The sequence below is a fragment of the Nonomuraea ceibae genome (assembly GCF_019396325.1).
Lineage (GTDB): Bacteria > Actinomycetota > Actinomycetes > Streptosporangiales > Streptosporangiaceae > Nonomuraea > Nonomuraea ceibae.
In genome coordinates, this window is record NZ_JAHKRO010000013.1 from 88,142 (window position 1) to 103,944 (window position 15,803).

16 protein-coding genes and 1 tRNA gene are annotated in these 15,803 nt (G+C 70.1%); 12 read left to right on the top strand and 5 right to left on the bottom strand.

All coding sequences use genetic code 11. The annotated features are described in order from the left end of the window. Positions 1–6: 6 nt before the first annotated feature. Positions 7–1,329 (bottom strand): ABC transporter substrate-binding protein, encoded by a 1,323-nt coding sequence (locus tag KME80_RS11975; protein ID WP_219504324.1) that lies wholly within the window; start codon positions 1,327–1,329, stop codon positions 7–9. Between the two features lie 169 nt (positions 1,330–1,498). Here KME80_RS11975 and KME80_RS11980 point away from each other — a divergent pair, with 169 nt between their 5' ends. From KME80_RS11980 to KME80_RS12035, 12 genes are all read left to right on the top strand, one after another. Then, positions 1,499–2,500, top strand: a complete 1,002-nt coding sequence (locus tag KME80_RS11980; protein WP_219504325.1) for an SIS domain-containing protein — start codon at positions 1,499–1,501, stop codon at positions 2,498–2,500. Beyond that, positions 2,500–3,345 (top strand): PfkB family carbohydrate kinase, encoded by an 846-nt coding sequence (locus KME80_RS11985; RefSeq protein WP_219504326.1) that lies wholly within the window; start codon positions 2,500–2,502, stop codon positions 3,343–3,345. Before KME80_RS11980 ends, KME80_RS11985 begins: the two co-directional genes overlap by 1 nt. A 12-nt stretch (positions 3,346–3,357) precedes the next feature. After that, a complete protein-coding gene (locus KME80_RS11990; RefSeq protein WP_219504327.1) occupies positions 3,358–4,434 on the top strand; it encodes a LacI family DNA-binding transcriptional regulator in 1,077 nt (358 codons plus the stop codon). Between the two features lie 40 nt (positions 4,435–4,474). Continuing rightward, positions 4,475–5,023 carry a CGNR zinc finger domain-containing protein gene (locus KME80_RS11995; RefSeq protein WP_219504329.1) on the top strand — a complete coding sequence of 183 codons (549 nt, stop codon included), beginning with the start codon at positions 4,475–4,477 and terminating at the stop codon, positions 5,021–5,023. Then, on the top strand, positions 5,020–5,454 hold the full coding sequence (locus tag KME80_RS12000) for a protein-tyrosine phosphatase family protein (RefSeq protein ID WP_219504332.1): 435 nt from the start codon (positions 5,020–5,022) through the stop codon (positions 5,452–5,454). Before KME80_RS11995 ends, KME80_RS12000 begins: the two co-directional genes overlap by 4 nt. A gap of 62 nt (positions 5,455–5,516) precedes the next feature. Next, entirely contained in the window at positions 5,517–5,909 is a 393-nt protein-coding gene (locus tag KME80_RS12005; protein WP_219504333.1) for a hypothetical protein, read from the top strand. A 177-nt stretch (positions 5,910–6,086) separates the two neighbouring features. After that, on the top strand, positions 6,087–6,569 hold the full coding sequence (locus KME80_RS12010) for a hypothetical protein (protein WP_219504335.1): 483 nt from the start codon (positions 6,087–6,089) through the stop codon (positions 6,567–6,569). A gap of 11 nt (positions 6,570–6,580) precedes the next feature. Next, a complete protein-coding gene (locus KME80_RS12015) occupies positions 6,581–7,408 on the top strand; it encodes a hypothetical protein (protein WP_219504336.1) in 828 nt (275 codons plus the stop codon). After that, a complete protein-coding gene (locus KME80_RS12020; RefSeq protein ID WP_219504338.1) occupies positions 7,405–7,788 on the top strand; it encodes a YbaB/EbfC family nucleoid-associated protein in 384 nt (127 codons plus the stop codon). The genes KME80_RS12015 and KME80_RS12020 overlap by 4 nt, the downstream gene beginning before the upstream one ends. Further along, positions 7,785–8,159, top strand: a complete 375-nt coding sequence (locus tag KME80_RS12025; RefSeq protein WP_219504339.1) for a YbaB/EbfC family nucleoid-associated protein — start codon at positions 7,785–7,787, stop codon at positions 8,157–8,159. The genes KME80_RS12020 and KME80_RS12025 overlap by 4 nt, the downstream gene beginning before the upstream one ends. Beyond that, entirely contained in the window at positions 8,156–8,593 is a 438-nt protein-coding gene (locus tag KME80_RS12030) for a GNAT family N-acetyltransferase (protein WP_219504341.1), read from the top strand. Before KME80_RS12025 ends, KME80_RS12030 begins: the two co-directional genes overlap by 4 nt. Before the next feature lie 107 nt (positions 8,594–8,700). Then, positions 8,701–10,263 carry an oleate hydratase gene (locus tag KME80_RS12035; protein ID WP_219504343.1) on the top strand — a complete coding sequence of 521 codons (1,563 nt, stop codon included), beginning with the start codon at positions 8,701–8,703 and terminating at the stop codon, positions 10,261–10,263. 71 nt (positions 10,264–10,334) lie between these two features. On the opposite strand, the gene KME80_RS12040 is transcribed toward KME80_RS12035, so the two are convergent. The 4 genes from KME80_RS12040 to gyrB all read right to left on the bottom strand — a co-directional run bounded on the left by KME80_RS12040 (position 10,335) and on the right by gyrB (position 15,795). Continuing rightward, positions 10,335–10,408: transfer RNA gene (locus KME80_RS12040), tRNA-Ile, on the bottom strand. 125 nt (positions 10,409–10,533) lie between these two features. Beyond that, positions 10,534–11,313: a DUF3566 domain-containing protein gene (locus tag KME80_RS12045; protein ID WP_219504345.1), complete on the bottom strand. Its 780-nt coding sequence runs from the start codon at positions 11,311–11,313 to the stop codon at positions 10,534–10,536. A 3-nt stretch (positions 11,314–11,316) separates the two neighbouring features. Further along, positions 11,317–13,830 (bottom strand): DNA gyrase subunit A, encoded by a 2,514-nt coding sequence (gene gyrA / locus KME80_RS12050; protein ID WP_219504347.1) that lies wholly within the window; start codon positions 13,828–13,830, stop codon positions 11,317–11,319. Positions 13,831–13,851: 21 nt separating this feature from the next. Continuing rightward, positions 13,852–15,795: a DNA topoisomerase (ATP-hydrolyzing) subunit B gene (gyrB, locus tag KME80_RS12055; protein WP_219504349.1), complete on the bottom strand. Its 1,944-nt coding sequence runs from the start codon at positions 15,793–15,795 to the stop codon at positions 13,852–13,854. Positions 15,796–15,803: the final 8 nt, after the last annotated feature.

Sequence of the window (15,803 nt, forward strand, 5' to 3'; positions counted from 1 at the left end):
GCTCGCCTACCTGGCGGACGCCGAGGCCTGGCGCACGCTGTCGAGCACCTGCTCGGGCGTCTTGCCGCCGCTGATGAGCGCCTCGCCGCCCGACAGCCACGCGTCGGCGACCTCGGGCACGGTGACGGTGTCGAGCCAGATGGCCAGGCCGGACGCCTTGTTGACCAGGTCGATGCCCTCGTACACGGCCTTGCTGGAGGTCTCGGGGGTGACGGCTCCCACGACCGTGCTGGGCTGGCCGTACGGGGGCGCGGACAGGGTCTTGGCGTTGTCCGGGTTCGTCACGAACTTCATGAAGTCGACGGCCAGCGCGGCGCGCGGCGAGGCGGCGTTGATCAGGTAGCCCTCGGGCGCGCCCTCGATCACCTTCGGGTCGCCGGCCGCGCCCTGGGGGACCGGCAGCGGGAAGATGCCGAAGTCGTCCGGCTTGACGACCTTGCCGGAGGTGGCGTTGTCGAACTCCAGGATCTCCTGGTAGTACATGGCCGCCTTGCCGTTGGAGAACGCCTCCTGCGCCGAGCTGTACAGCACGCCGTTGGTGCCCTCGCGGGTGTCGGTGCACTGGTCGACCAGCGTCTTGAACTGCTTGAGGGAGGCCACGTAGCCGGGGTGGTCGAGCTTGGCCGTCGCCGGGGCGAAGTCGGCGCGCAGCGTGTCGGGCGGCACGTTGTAGGCGAAGAGCTGCTGGAGGTAGTGCAGCGCGGGCCAGCCGTCCTTGTTGCCGAACGTGATCGGCTCGTAGCCGGCCTTCCGCAGCGTGGCGCAGCTCCCGATCAGCTCCTCGAACGTCTTCGGCACCTCGATGCCGGCCTTGGCGAAGGCGTCCTTGTTGTAGCCCATGAACTTGCCGTTGTTGTAGAGCGGGATGCCGTAGAACTTGCCGTCGTAGGCGAAGGCCGACAGTGACGCCTGGCTGAACGTCCTGCCCCAGGGGGTGTCGGGGCCGATCACCTTGGTGAGGTCGGCGGCCCGGCCGCCGCGCACGTAGTTCTCCGCCCAGTTGCCGGTCCAGGTGAAGAAGACGTCCGGCAGCGCGTTCGAGGCGGTGAGGGTCTTGAGCTTGTCCTTGATGCTCTGGTCGGTCTCCTGGATGAGCTCGACCTTCACCTCGGGGTGCGCGCGCTGATACTCGGCGGCGAGCTTCTCGAAGTAGGGGCTGAGCGGCTCCCCGGCGAACTTGGTGAGGACGCTCAGGGTGCCGGAGAACTCGGGCGTGGCGGCGACGTCGGCTGCCGGGGGAGCCTGGGCCGGCTCTCCTGCGCAGCCTGCGAGGGTGAGCACCGAGGTCCCGACGAGTGCCGCGAGCGTCGTCAGAGCGCGAGAGCGCATGGGCTTCCTTTCTCTCGGAGCTGGTGCCGAGCGACATTACAGCGATTCTGATACCGGTACCAGACCTGAATTCAAGATCTTCTGTTTGCCGATGTGTTGACGGGTTCTGCCGAGATATGCCACCGTGACCACCGCGTGATACCGGTATCAGGTTGAAAGGACGCGCAACATGCTCAAGTTCGATGAGCCGGAATTCGTCAAGCAGGCCGCCAGCGCCGTGGCCCTGCGCCCCAAGATCGAGGAGCTTGTCGATCGGCTGGTGGACGAGGGGTTCGACAACCTGCTGCTGGTCGGCGCCGGCGGCACCTACGCCCAGATGTGGCCGTACGAGCACCTGGCCCGGCGCACCTCGACGCTGGACGTGCGCTCGGCCATCGCGGCCGAGCTCGTCGTGACCGGCGACGCCAGGCTCGGCGAGCGCACCGTGGCCGTCTTCACCTCGGTCACCGGCACCACCGACGACGTGGTGCGGGCCATCGAGTTCTGCCGCGCCCAGGGCGCCCGCACGATCGGCTTCACCGGCTACGCCGACTCCCCCGTCGCCCAGCAGGTCGACGAGGCGCTGATCAGCGAGCCGAAGACGTGGCCGTTCGACTTCCAGATGCTGCTGTTCATGGGCCGCCTGCTGGAGCGCCGCGGCGAGTTCGACGGCTATGCCAAGCTCGCCGGCGAGCTGGCCGACATCCCGCGCGTCCTCGTCGAGGTGGCCAAGCAGGCCGAACCCGTGGCCGCCGCCTTCGCCGAGGCGCACCGCGACACCGACTACCACTTCCTCATCGGCGGCGGGAACCTGTGGGGGTTCACGTACCTGTACTCGATGTGCATCCTGGAGGAGATGCAGTGGCTGCGCACCACCCGCGTGCACAGCGCCGAGTTCTTCCACGGCTCGCTGGAGCTGCTCGAAGCCGGCACCAGCGTGCTGATCTTCCAGGGCGAGGACGAGTCGCGCCCGCTCACCGACCGGGCCATCGCCTTCGCCCGCCGCGTGTCGCAGGACGTCACCGTCTTCGACACCCGCGACTACCCGCTCGACGGCATCAGCCCCGAGTTCCGCGGCCTGCTCGGGCCGCTCGTCCTCGACACCGTGCTGAGCCGCGTCAGCAAGCACCTGGAGCGGGTCCGTGACCATTCACTCGACCTGCGCCGCTATTACCGGGTGATGGACTACTGATGAAGGTGCTCGGCTTCGGCGACAACATCGTCGACCGGTTCCTCGACCGCGGCATCGACTATCCGGGCGGCAACAGCGTGAACGTGGCGGTGTTCGCCCGCCGCCTCGGCGTCGAAGCCGCGTACCTGGGAGTGTTCGGCGACGACGAGCTCGGGCCGTTCCTGCGCGAGTCGATCGCCGCCCAGGGCGTCGCCGTCGACTGGTGCGTGGTGCGGCCCGGCGAGACCGGCGTGTCACACCTGCGGGTCGACGACGGCGACCGCGTCTTCCTGGGCTGGAACGGCGGGGGAGTCACCGTGCGCGAACCGCTCGTCCTCGACGCCGGGCTCGTCGCGTACGCCTCCTCCTTCGACCTGGTCCACTCCAGCGTCTACTCGCGCAGCGAGAGCGAGCTGCCCAAGCTGCGCACCCGGGTCAGCTACGACCTGTCCAGCGAGGACGAGTTCCGCACCCCCGCCTACCTGGACCGGGTCTGCCCGCACGCCGACCTGGTGCTGCTGTCCTGCTCCCACCTGGACGTGCCCGCCACCGAGGCGCTGCTGGCGGAGGTCGTACGGCGCGGCGCCGGGATCGCGCTGGCCACCCGCGGCGTCGAGGGCGCGATCGCGCACGACGGCGAGGTGACCGTGTCGGCCGGGGCGCTGCCCGTGGCCGAGCCGGTCGACACGATGGGCTGCGGCGACGCGTTCCTGGCCGGGTTCGCGGTCTCGCTGCTGCGCGCCGGCTGGCAGCGGGCGGCGCTGGAGCGGGCGCTGCGCGACGGCGCGACGGCCGCCTACGAGCAGTGCCTGGTCGAGGGCGCGTTCGGCGGCGGGCGGCCGATCTTGTCTAGAATCGAGAAATGAGGGACGGCATCCATGCCTGCTGATCGGGGGCAGGCGGCGGGCCAGCCGACGATCTCCGAGGTGGCCGCCGAGGCCGGCGTCGGCCGCGCCACGGCGGCGCGCACGCTCGGCGGCTATGGATATGTCAGCCCCGAGCTGCGCGAGCGGGTGCTCGCCGCCGCCGAGAAGCTGGGCTACCGCGCCAACAAGCTCGCGCGCAGCATGTCGACCGGGGTCAGCCACACGCTCGGCGTGATCGTCGCCGACATCGGCAACCCGTTCTTCGCCGGCGTGGTGCGCGGCATCTGCGACACCTCGCGGGCCCGGGGCTTCGACACGATCGTGCTGAGCACGTACGAGAAGCTCGAAGAGGAGGTCGCGGCCGTCAACGTGCTGCTCGACAAGCGGGTCGACGGCGTCATCCTGTCGTCGGCGGCGGTCGGCAAGGACGAGGTCGCGCACATCAGGGCGGCGACGCAGCGGGTGCCGGTCGTGCTGGTCGACCGCGCGGTGGCCGCGCTCGACCTCGACACCGTCGTCATCGACAACCGCGACGCCGCCCGGGAGGCCGTCGAGACCATCATCGCGGCGGGGCACCGGCGGATCGGGTTCGTCTGGGGACCGCCGATGGCCCGGCCGCCCGCCACCCGGCGCGAGCTGCTGGCCGAGGCCGCGCGCAACCTGTGGACCGACGGCGAGCGGCTGCGCGGCTATCTCGACGCGCTCGACGACGCGCGCATCCCATTCGATCCGGAGCTGGTGACGGTCGGGCGCAAGACCGAGGAGCAGGCGACCGAGGAGGTCGGCCGGATGCTCGCGATGCCCGACCGGCCCACCGCGCTGTTCTGCACCGAGACCGACGCTGTGACCGGCGCGCTGCGGGCGCTGCGCGCGGCCGGGCTGGCCTATCCGCGTGACGTGGCGCTGGTCGGGTTCGACGACAGCGCGTGGGCGGCGGTGATGGAGCCGCCGCTGACGATGATCGAGCAGCCGGTGCACGAGCTGGGGGCCAAGGCCGCCCAGGTGCTGCTCGACGCTCTGGAGGGCGCCGAACCGGCCCGCGAGACCCATACGTTGCGCTCCCGGCTGATCGCCCGCGCGTCCGTGTAAGGTTTATAGTCTCTCTATAACAGTTACAGGGAGGCGTTTCTTGCTGATACCCATCGCCGACTACGCCCACGGCGCAGCGGTGGCCAACGACCTCGTGTCGACCTCGCCCACCGTACGGGGCTCCGAGGGCCTGCCCACCACGGAGGCGCTGGCCGAGTTCCTGGCCCGCCACGAGCTGCCGCTGTCCGGTGACGACCTGTTCGCGATCCACCTCTTCCGCCGGGAGGCGCGCGGCGTCCTGGAGACGGAGACCGAGGAGCACGCGGTCATGGGCGCCACCGTGCTGGCCCGCCGCGCCGGCCTCACCCCCGTGCTCGACCGCGACCCCGCCGGCCGCTGGCAGTGGTGCGTGCCCACCACCCCCGACGCCTCGCTCGCCGACACGCTGGCCACGGTGGTCGGCGTCGCGCTGCTCGGCGTCGTACGGGCCCTGGGCCACGAGCGCTTCCGCGCCTGCCTCGCGCCGGGCTGCCGGGGCGTGTTCGCCGACGTCAGCCGGGCCGGGCGGCGCCGCTACTGCACGCCCGAGCTGTGCGGCAACCGGCTCAACGTCGCCAACCACCGCGAGCGTCAGCGAGTCGGCTCATGACCCGGCTGGAAGGGGCGTTCCAACTGCCCGACGGCTCCTGGGTCCGGGGGCGCGGCCTGCGCAACCCGCTGCCGCCCGGCCCCGTGCCCGCCTACGGCCTCTACCTGGGCTCGGCCCGGATGCGCCGCGAGCACGACGCCGGCCTGACGTGGGCGCACGACTGGCTGGAATGGCCCGACTTCCTGCTGCCGCGCGACCGTGACGCGGCCGTCGAGCACATCCGCGCCCTGCACGGCCGGGCCCGCGCGGGCGAGGCCGTCGAGGTCGCCTGCGGAGGCGGCATCGGCCGCACCGGCACCGTCCTGGCCTGCCTCGCGGTGCTGTCCGGCCTCACCCCGCCCGAGGCCGTGCGCTGGACCCGCGAGCACCATCACCGGCGGGCGGTCGAGACGCCGTGGCAACGCCGCTGGATAGCCCGCTTCCCGCGCTGACGTTGACAATCAACGAGGTAAGCCTAACCTAATCTCCTGCCCCTTCTGCTGTAGGAGACCACGTGAGCAACCTCGTAGACCTGACCGCCTGGCCCCTCGTCAACGCCGGCCAGAACGGCAGGCTCACCGTCCAGGACGCCACCGAACTGGCCGACGCCCTGCGCACCACCCTCGACCGCGCCAAAGCCGAGAACCGGCAGTTCGCCATCGTGATGGACCAGCGCGAGCGCAGCGCCCCCGAGAAGGGCGCCACGGAGATCCTGCACGGCTTCTGGGCCCAGCACGCCGAGGAGATCGCCGCCTGGTGCGCGGGCATGGCCAGCATCGTCGCCACCCCCTCGCTGGCCGACCTCGTCCAGAACCCCGGCCCGGGCGGCCTGGCCGTCCTCGGCACCGTCGACCCCGACGCCGCGGCCGCCTGGGCCCGGGACCGGCTCGCCCTCGCCGAAGCCTGAGCCCCGTCCCGTGGGCAGCGTGGGCGGCATGGGCGGTATGTACGGCATGGACGCATTCCAAGATCGCCCTCTACACTGACGCTTGATCTGCAGCCACCGGCGTCCTCACCTCTCTCATGCAGGTCACGGAGGCTTCCCGCGCCTCCGACGCCACGTCCTCGCAGGAAGGTGCCCCGCGTGCCCAGCGATGTCTCCCCGGGGCTCAGCCCGTGCGCGCACACGCCGCAATGTCCTCCCCCGGCCTGCCTGCCGGCGAGCCTGCGGGCCCAGCCCCTGTCGGCCGACCCCGAGGCCCGAGGCGGCACGGGCGGCAACGCCCCCCAGGGCGGCGTCGCGTACGCCGTGAGCAAGATCGTCGCGTACGCCGAGACGATGGACCTGTCAGCGAACGTGGTCAGCCAGCTCAAGTCGGCCACCCCCCGGTTCGAAGGCTGGAACCTGGCGCCGATCGCCGGCATCCCGGCCATCGGCCTGATGTTCGTCAACCGGATCAACACCATCGCCGACACCTGGGCCGACTGCGCGAAGCTGCTGGACAAGGTGCTGGAGGAAGACGGAAGCAAGCTCTTCAAGGTGGCCGAGAACTACGCGGCCGCCCACGCGCCGAGCGTGACGGCCGCCCAGCGCACCGCGGCCGCCATCGACGCGGCCGACGCCTGAAAGGTCCCCCCATGCCGCAACCCTCCCCCGGGCCGAACTTCCCCAGCCGGATGCCCACGCCCAAGCCCGGCCAGCTTCACATCTACGACGCCAACGGCAAGATCATGCGGACCGTCTCGTTCGGCCAGCGCACCGATCCCGGCTACTTCAAGAAGCTCATCACCCAGATACGCGCCCACAACCAGCCGATCCAGATGGGGCTGGCCGTCTCCGGCTTCGGCCTGGCCGGCGTCGCCCTGCTCTCGGCCTCCGTCGTGAACCTGGGCAACCCCTTCCTCTTCTACGACCGCCGCGAAACGTGGAAGGAGATGCACGACACCCTCAAGGGCAGCGCCTGGGACGTGTGGATCACGTTCTTCCACGAGGTCTCGCCGAACTGGAAGGGCCACGCGGTCGACACGCTCCAGCAGTATCTGCGGTTCAAGCTCATCGGCATGTTCGACCAGCTCGGCGCCGTGGCCAAGGACATGAGCGGCACCATGCACAACCAGTACAAGGAAGTGCTCGGGTACGACATGTCCGCCGCCGCGCTGTGGGCCATGTCCGCGCCGGTCTTCACGGCGCTCACCAAGATGAGCGCCCACCCGGTCGGCCGCGTCGCCCTGATGGCGCAGGCCGGCGTCTTCCTCACCGCCGCCGGCAACCTGCTCAAGCAGTTCGCGGACGTCTACAACAAGTACGAGGGCGACCTCAACGACCTCCAGCTCAAGATCAACGACCTGGAGGGGCTCTTCTACAAGATGGGCAACCCCGCGCTGGGAACCCGGGACCTGCACTTCGACCAGAGCGTCTCCGAGGTCGAGAACTGGCGGCCCGCCACCGCGGAGGGCGCCAAGTGAACGACGCGTCCGCCGGCGGGGCCGGAGGGACCCACGTCTCCGGGCTGATCCGCCAGGTGGAGGGCCTGGTCGACGCGTTCGCCGGCGCCCTGCGCGAGCTGGAGCAGCGGCAGCTGACCGGCACCGACGACACGGGCCGGGTGACGGCCACGGTGACCGGCGCGGGGCGGCTCACCCGCGTGGCGATCGACCCCAGGGCGATGCGCGACCTCGACCACGCCGAGCTCGGCCAGGCCGTCCTCCAGGCCGTCAGCGCCGCCCGCGGCGCGATGACCGAGGGGCTCGACGAGCTGACGCGCGCCCTGCCCGGCCCGCCGCCGGACGGCCAGGACCCGCTCGCCCAGTACTTCGACGCCGTCCTCCGGGACGGCACCCCGTGAGCGCGGAGGAACTGCGCAACCAGGCCGAGCAGCTCGCCGGCGCCACCGCCAGGATCGAGGAGATCGTCGCCGCGTGGAGCACCCGGACGTTCACCGGCTCGGCCGACAGCGGCGGCGTCGTCGCGACGGTCGACGCCGCGGGCGGGCTCCTCTCCGTCGACATCAGCGTGGTCAGCAAGCGCCGGCATGACGGCGTGACGCTCGGCGACGCGATCGTCGCGGCCGTGCGCGCGGCCGAGAACGCCGCCGCCGAGAGCCAGGACGCGATGACGCGCGAGCTGAACACCGCCACCGGCGAGCGCCTCGGCGCCCTCCTGGACGACGCCCGCCGCGCCTTCCACGACCGGGCCGGCCCCCGGCCGCCGGCATGAGGATCCGCCCCCGCACCCCCGCCGACCTCGATGCCTGCGTCGAGGCGCTCGCCCAGGTCCAGGCCGCCGACCGCTACCCCGTCGACTGGCCCGCCGACCCCGGCGCCTGGCTCACCCCGGCCGGCCTGACGTCCGCCTGGATCGCCGTCGACGCCGGCGGCGCGGTGCACGGGCACGTCGGCCTGGGCGCGGACGCCGAGATCACCCGCCTGTTCGTCACCCCGGCGGCACGCGGCCAGGGCCTGGCCGCCCGGCTCCTCGACACCGTGCGCGCCGCCGTACGGACGCCGCTGAAGCTGGAGGTCTCGGCCGAAGGGCAGGCCGCGATCGCCTTCTACGAGCGCACCGGCTGGCGCCGCGTCGCCACCACCCGCGCCGACTGGCTCGACAGCACCGGCGAGCCCGCCGTCGTCCACCACTACGTCACCCCGTAGCTGTTTGCCGGGGTTTGGCCGCCGACGGGACCTGACTCGACCGCCCACCGGGAAGATCCTTCCCGAAGCGGGGGGCGGCCCCCGCCCGAGCCGGGGACGGTCAGCCAATGGCGCAGGTGTACATCGTGGGCGGCGGCATCGCCGGGCTGGCCGCCGCCGCCTTCCTCGTCCGGGACGCCGGCGTGCCCGGCGGCTCCATCCGCATCCTCGAACAGCTCCCCATCACCGGCGGCTCCATGGACGGCGCCAAGGCCCCCACCGCCGAAGGCGGCTACGTCACGCGCGGCGGCCGCATGTTCGAAGAAGAGCACTACGTCTGCCTGTGGAACCTGCTGGAAACCATCCCCACCCTCGACGACCCGGCCATCTCCGTCCGCCAGGAGATGAAAGCGTTCAACATCGAACACCCCACCAACGCCAAGGCCCGCATCATCCTGCGCGACCGCTCCATCCCCGACGCCTCCCGCCTCGGCCTCGACAACCGCGCCCGCCTGGACCTGACCCGCCTGCTCGCCCTGCCCGAACACGTCATCGGCGGCCGCCGCATCGACGACTTCTTCCAGCCGGAGTTCTTCGACAGCAACTTCTGGTGCATGTGGCGTACGACGTTCGCCTTCCAGAACTGGCACTCGGCGATCGAGCTCAAGCGCTACTTCCTGGCCTTCGTCCAGGAATTCGACCGCATCCACACCCTCTCCGGCGTACGACGAAGCCGCTACAACCAGTACGACTCGGTCATCCTGCCGATCCAACGCCGGCTGGAGACCCACGGCGTGACGACCGAGTTCGGCGTCACCGTCGACGACGCGCACTTCACCGACCCCGCCTGCCGCACCCTCGCCTCCCTCGACACCAGCGCCGGGCCGATCGACGTCGGCCCCGGCGACCGCGTGTTCCTCACCCTGGGCTCCATGACCGCCGACACCACGTACGGCGACCGCGACACCGTCCCCGAGCTGATCCGCGACAAGCGCGACGGCTCCTGGCGGCTGTGGCAGTCGATCGCCCGCAAAGCCCCCGACTTCGGCCGCCCCGCCGTCTTCTGCGGCTCCATCCCCGAGACCAAATGGGAGTCCTTCACCCTCACCATGCACAGCCCCGCCCTGCTCGACCGCATCACCCAGTACACCGGCAACGTCCCCGGCGAAGGCGCCCTCATGACCTGGAAGGACTCCCGCTGGCTGCTGTCGATCGTCGTCCCGGCCCAGCCGCACTTCCGCCACCAGGACCCCGACACCTTCACCCTCTGGGGCTACGCGCTGTTCGGCGACGTACCGGGCGACTACGTGGACAAGCCCATGGACGACTGCACCGGCGCCGAGATCCTCGACGAACTCCTCGGCCACCTCGGCTTCGACGACATCGCCGACCACGTCCGCGAAACCACGCAGATCACGACCGTGCAGATGCCCTACATCGACGCCCAGTTCCAGCGCCGCGCCCCCGGCGACCGCCCCCGCGTCATCCCCAAGGGCGCCACGAACTACGCCTTCCTCGGCCAGTTCGTCGAGATCCCCGAGGACGTCGTCTTCACCGTCGAATACTCGGTGCGCTCCGCCATGATCGCCGTCTACCGGCACTACGGCGTCGAGAAGAAGATCCCGCCGATGTACCACGGCATGAACGACCCCCGCATCGCCGCCTCCGCCCTCCGCACCGCCCTGGGCTGACCCGTGGCGCCGACCGGCTCCGGCAACGACAAAGGCCCGTCCGGATGATTCCGACGGGCCTTCTGGCTGGGTGGGGCTACCAGGACTTGAACCTGGGACCTCTTCCTTATCAGGGAAGCGCTCTAACCGTCTGAGCTATAGCCCCGCGCACTCGAACCGTACCGCATCCTCGTGAGAGAGGCGAACCGGTTTGTTCGGACGGGAAAAGCTTACCGCCTCCCGGAAGCTGCTCGCGCCGCACCCGCGGTGCGAGCAGCGACCGGAGAAGGACTACTCGGCCTCGCTGAAGGTGACCTCAACGCCGCCCACGAGGTCGGAGGCGACGTTGTAGATGACCGCGCCCAGCGTCGCCAGGGCGGTGATCAGAACGACGTTCACGGCGCCGATGAGGGCCGTGTAGCCGAGGATGCGCACCGGCTCGAACCAGGACGCGATGTCGATCGGGATCGCGCTCTGCCCCTGCTCCCCCTGGCCGAGCTGGTTGACCAGGTCGACGAGCGAGTCGAAGACGCCCAGGGCCGACAGCACCCCGTAGAGCACGGCCACCGCGACGAACAGCACCACGAAGCAGACCAGGGAGACCACGAAGCTGAACTTCATGGCCGACCACGGCTCGATCCGGCGCAGCACCAGGTGGGCCTTGCGCGGCATCCGGGCCGAGGAGCCCGACGACTTCTTCTTCTTGCCCGGCAGCTCGACCGACGGCGGCGCCTCGGTGGTCAGCGCCGACGGGCGTACCCGCAGCGTGTCGTTGGCGCCGTCACCGGTCTGCGGCGGGCCGGTCGGCGGGCGACCGGCGGGCGGCGGGCCGTCGGGACGGCCCGGCGGGCCACCCGGCGGCCCGGACGGCCCCGATGGTCCCGAAGGCCCGGGCGGTCCGGACGGTTGCTGCTGCGGCCCCGGCTTGGGGCCGGGCTGGGTCGCTGGTCTGGTGGAGCCTTCCTCCTCGTCAACCTGCTGGAAGATCTCGGGCTCCGAGGACTTCTTGGGCTGTTGCCGGCCGTTCTCCCCGGACGCTTTGGTCCTGGCGGGGCCACCTTGGGCGCTCATGACTTACTCTCCTCCCCCGTCAGCCTCGGTATCCGCCGAAGTGTCCATGGAATTGACCACGGACTCGGCGTTACGGGCGAGGGCCACCACGCTGTCGCCTTCGGCGAGGTTCATCAATCGCACTCCCATGGTCTGACGGCCGGACTGCTTGATCTCTCCGGCGCTCGTCCGGATCACCCCGCCGGCGGATGTGATCGCGAAGACCTCATCCTCGGGGTTCACCATGACGGCTCCGACCAGCTTGCCACGGGCACTTACGATCTTCGCAGTCAGCACGCCCTTGCCGCCACGTCCTTGCACCGGATAATGGTCGATCGGTGTCCGCTTTGCGTACCCAGCCTTGGTGGCGATAAGCACATCTTGACCGTCGCCGATCCGATTCATGGCGAGAAGTTCGTCGCCTTCCAGGAACCGCATCCCGATGACGCCGCTGGTCGCGCGGCCCATGGGGCGCAGTGCCTCGTCCGAGGCGGTGAAGCGGACCGACTGGGCGCCCTTGGAGACGAGCAGCAGGTCGTCCTCCTCGGAGACGAGCCGGGCCCCGATCACCTCGTCGTCCTCGCGCAGGTTGATCGCGATGAGACCGCCGGTCCTGGGGGAGTCGTACTCGGACAGGCGGGTCTTCTTGACCAGGCCGCTGCGCGTGGCGAGCACCAGGTAGGGGGCCACGTCGTAGTCACGCAGGTAGAGGACCTCCATGACCGTCTCGTCGGGCTGCATGGCCAGCAGGTTGGCCAGGTGCATGCCGCGCGCGTCACGCCCGGCGTCGGGCAGCTCGTACGCCTTGACCCGGTAGACGCGGCCCTTGTTGGTGAAGAACAGGAGCCAGTGGTGGGTCGTGGTGACGAAGAAGTGGTCGACGATGTCGTCCTGGCGCAGCTGCGCACCGCGCACACCCTTGCCGCCGCGCTTCTGCGCCCGGTAGAGGTCGGTCTTGGTGCGCTTGGCGTAGCCGCCGCGGGTGATGGTGACGACGATCTCTTCCTCGGCGATGAGGTCCTCGATCGACATGTCGCCGTCGTGCGCGATGATCTCGGTACGCCGGTCGTCGCCGTACTTGGCGGCGATCTCGCCCAGCTCCTCGTTGACGATCTCCCGCTGGCGGGCCTCGCTGGCGAGGATCGCGTTGTACTCGGCGATCTGCGCCATGAGGTGCTCGTACTCGTCCTGGATCGCCTGGCGCTCCAGGGCGGCGAGCTTGCGCAGCTGCATGTCGAGGATGGCCTGCGCCTGGATCTCGTCGATCTCCAGCAGGCCCATCAGGCCCTGCTGCGCGTGCGAGGCGGACTCGGAGGCCCGGATCAGCGCGATGACCTCGTCGAGCCGGTCGAGGGCCTTGAGCAGCGCGCGCAGGATGTGGGCGCGCTCCTCGGCCTTGCGCAGCAGGTAGCGCGTCCGGCGGACGATGACCTCGATCTGGTGGGCCACGTAGTGCCGGATGAACTGGTCGAGCCGGAGCGTACGCGGCACGCCGTCGACCAGCGCCAGCATGTTGGCCCCGAAGGTGTCCTGCAGCTGGGTGTGCTTGTAGAGGTTGTTGAGCACGACCTTGGCCACGGCGTCGCGCTTGAGCACGATCACCAGGCGCTGGCCGACCCGGGAGGAGCTCTCGTCACGCACGTCGGCGATGCCGGTGAGCTTGCCCTCGCGGACCAGCTCGGCGATCTTGAGAGCCAGGTTGTCCGGGTTGACCTGGTAGGGCAGTTCGGTGACGACCAGCGCCTGGCGGCCCTTGCCGTCCTCCTCGACCTCGACCACGGCCCGCATGGTGATCGAGCCCCGGCCGGTGCGGTAGGCGTCCTCGATGCCCCGGCGGCCGACGATCAGCGCCCTGGTGGGGAAGTCCGGGCCCTTGACGAGCCGGATCGACGCCTCCAGCAGCTCCTCGTCGCTCGCCTCCGGGTTCTCCAGGCACCACTTGACGGCGGCGGCGACCTCGCGCAGGTTGTGCGGCGGGATGTTGGTGGCCATGCCGACCGCGATGCCGCCCGACCCGTTGACGAGCAGCTGCGGGAAGCGGGCCGGCAGCACGTCCGGCTCCTGCGACTTGCCGTCGTAGTTGGGCCGGAAGTCGACGGTGTCCTTGTCGATGTCGCGCAGCATCTCCATGGCGATGGGCGCGAGCTTGCACTCGGTGTAGCGCATCGCCGCCGCCGGGTCGTTGCCCGGCGAGCCGAAGTTGCCCTGCCCGTCGACCAGCGGGTAGCGCAGCGACCAGTGCTGCGCCAGGCGCACCAGCGCGTCGTAGATCGAGGTGTCGCCGTGCGGGTGGTAGGTGCCCATGACGTCGCCGACGACGCGGGCGCACTTGAAGTAGCCCCGGTCCGGCCGGTAGCCGCCGTCGTACATCGCGTACAGGACGCGGCGGTGCACCGGCTTGAGCCCGTCGCGCACGTCCGGCAGCGCCCTGGACACGATGACGGACATCGCGTAGTCCATGTAGCTGCGCTGCATCTCGGACTGGATGTCCACGGGCTCGATGCGGTCAGCCGGGGGAGTGGTGTTCACTTCCGTCACTGGTGAAGGTCCTTAGTGTGGCTAGACGTCGAGGAAGCGGACGTCGCGGGCGTTGCGGATGATGAAGTCGCGCCGGGCCTCCACGTCTTCGCCCATGAGCACGCTGAACAGGTCGTCGGCCTGCGCCGCGTCGTCGAGCGTGACCAGGCGCAGCAGCCGCGTCGCCGGGTTCATGGTGGTCTCCCAGAGCTGGCCGGCGTTCATCTCGCCCAGACCCTTGAAGCGCTGGACGTTGTCGCGCGGCCGCGGGTCGGGCTTGCCGGCGGCGATGCCCGCCTGGATGACGGCGTCGCGCTCGGCGTCGGAGTAGGCGTAGGAGGCGTCCTCGCCCTTGCGGTCCCACTTGATCTTGTAGAGCGGCGGGCAGGACAGGTAGACGTGCCCGGCCTCGATCAGCGGCCGCATGAACCGGAACAGCAGCGTCAGCAGCAGCGTGTTGATGTGCTGGCCGTCGACGTCGGCGTCGGCCATGAGGATGACCTTGTGGTAGCGCAGCTTGGCGATGTCGAACTCGTCGTGCACGCCGGTGCCGAGCGCCGTGATCAGCGCCTGGACCTCGTTGTTCTTCAGGACCTTGTCGATCCGCGCCTTCTCGACGTTGAGGATCTTGCCGCGGATGGGCAGGATCGCCTGGAAGCGCGAGTCGCGGCCGCCCTTGGCCGAGCCGCCCGCCGAGTCACCCTCGACGATGAACAGCTCGCACTTCTCCGGGTCGTTCCACTGGCAGTCGGCCAGCTTGCCGGGCAGGCCGCTGCCCGACTCCAGCAGCGACTTGCGCCGCGTCAGGTCACGGGCCTGACGCGCCGCCATGCGGGCGCGGGAGGCCTGCAGCGACTTGTTGATGATGTCCTTGGCCTCGCCGGGGTTGCGCTCGAACCAGTCGCGCAGGTGGTCGTTGCACGCCTTCTGCACGAACGACTTGGCCTCGGTGTTGCCCAGCTTGGTCTTCGTCTGGCCCTCGAACTGCGGGTCGGACAGCTTGACCGAGATGATCGCGGTCAGGCCCTCGCGGACGTCCTCGCCGCTGAGGTTGTCGTCCTTGCCCTCCTTGAGGAACTTCTGCTCGCGCGCGTAGCGGTTGACGATGGACGTCAGCGCGGCGCGGAAACCTTCCTCGTGGGTGCCGCCCTCGACCGTGTTGATCGTGTTGGCGAAGGTGTAGACGGACTCGGAGTAGGAGTTGTTCCACTGCAGCGCGATCTCCACCGCGATGCCGTCGCCCTCCTCCTCGAAGGCGACGATCGACGCGTGCGCCGGCTCCTTCTTGGCGTTGAGGTGCTGGACGAAGTCGGCCAGGCCGCCCTCGTAGTGGTATTCGTCGCGGTGGACCTCGCCGTTGATGTGGTCGGGCCGCTCGTCCGTGATCGTGATGGTCAGGCCCTTGTTGAGGAAGGCCATCTCCTGGAAGCGGCGCGAGAGCGTCTCGTAGTTCCACGTCGTGGTCTCGAAGACCTCGGGGTCGGGCCAGAACGTGATGGTGGTGCCGGTCTCGTCGGTCTCCTCACCCCGCTCCAGCGGCGCCCTCGGCTTGGAGTGGTCGAGGAACAGCCGCCAGTAGTAGCCGTTCTGCTTGACCTCGACCTCCATGGCCGTCGACAGCGCGTTGACGACGGCCGAGCCGACGCCGTGCAGGCCGCCGGAGACGGCGTAGGCCTGGCTGTCGAACTTGCCGCCCGCGTGCAGCGTGGTGAGCACGACCTCGACGGCCGAGCGCTTCTCGACGGGGTGGATGCCGGTCGGGATGCCCCGGCCGTTGTCGACCACCCGGACGCCGTTGTCTGCCAGGAGCGTGACGTCGATGCGGTCGGCGTAGCCGGCGAGGGCCTCGTCCACGGCGTTGTCGACGATCTCCTGGACGAGGTGGTGCAGGCCGCGTTCACCGGTCGACCCGATATACATACCCGGGCGCTTGCGGACGGCCTCAAGCCCCTCGAGTACGGTGATTGAGCTAGCGTCGTAGGACAACTGCGAAA

Bases quoted from the DNA above. Each gene is read 5' to 3' on its own strand.
- KME80_RS12015 (WP_219504336.1), top strand. From the start codon at position 6,581: ATGCCGCAACCCTCCCCCGGGCCGAACTTCCCCAGCCGGATGCCCACG.
- KME80_RS12030 (WP_219504341.1), top strand. From the start codon at position 8,156: ATGAGGATCCGCCCCCGCACCCCCGCCGACCTCGATGCCTGCGTCGAG.
- KME80_RS12000 (WP_219504332.1), top strand. From the start codon at position 5,020: ATGACCCGGCTGGAAGGGGCGTTCCAACTGCCCGACGGCTCCTGGGTC.
- KME80_RS11990 (WP_219504327.1), top strand. From the start codon at position 3,358: ATGCCTGCTGATCGGGGGCAGGCGGCGGGCCAGCCGACGATCTCCGAG.
- KME80_RS12045 (WP_219504345.1), bottom strand. From the start codon at position 11,313: ATGAGCGCCCAAGGTGGCCCCGCCAGGACCAAAGCGTCCGGGGAGAAC.
- KME80_RS11975 (WP_219504324.1), bottom strand. From the start codon at position 1,329: ATGCGCTCTCGCGCTCTGACGACGCTCGCGGCACTCGTCGGGACCTCG.
- KME80_RS11980 (WP_219504325.1), top strand. From the start codon at position 1,499: ATGCTCAAGTTCGATGAGCCGGAATTCGTCAAGCAGGCCGCCAGCGCC.
- KME80_RS12035 (WP_219504343.1), top strand. From the start codon at position 8,701: ATGGCGCAGGTGTACATCGTGGGCGGCGGCATCGCCGGGCTGGCCGCC.
- KME80_RS11985 (WP_219504326.1), top strand. From the start codon at position 2,500: ATGAAGGTGCTCGGCTTCGGCGACAACATCGTCGACCGGTTCCTCGAC.